The 244-nt window shown below is 61.1% G+C and carries 1 protein-coding gene; it reads left to right on the top strand.

The features are described from left to right. Positions 1 to 244 (top strand): TatD family hydrolase (locus KVS69_RS20245; RefSeq protein WP_217540080.1); only part of this gene is annotated, 244 nt, incomplete at both ends.

Raw genomic sequence — 244 nt, 5'->3', positions numbered from 1 at the left:
GCCGACCTCGCCCGCATTGGCGCCGAGCTTAGTGGGTACATCTCCTTCTCGGGAATTCTGACCTTCCCGAAATCGGAAGAACTGCGGGAGATCGCCAAAACCGTGCCGCTGGACCGGCTGCTGGTGGAAACCGACGCACCGTATCTGGCACCGAAGCGCTGGCGTGGCAAACGCAACGAGCCGTCCTACGTGGTCAATACGGCCGAAGTGCTCGCCGAATGCAAGGGCGTCACTTATGAGGAGA

The sequence above is a fragment of the Stenotrophomonas sp. GbtcB23 genome, from assembly GCF_019091045.1.
GTDB lineage: Bacteria > Pseudomonadota > Gammaproteobacteria > Xanthomonadales > Xanthomonadaceae > Stenotrophomonas > Stenotrophomonas rhizophila_A.
This window is presented reverse-complemented; position numbering and strand designations above follow the sequence as displayed.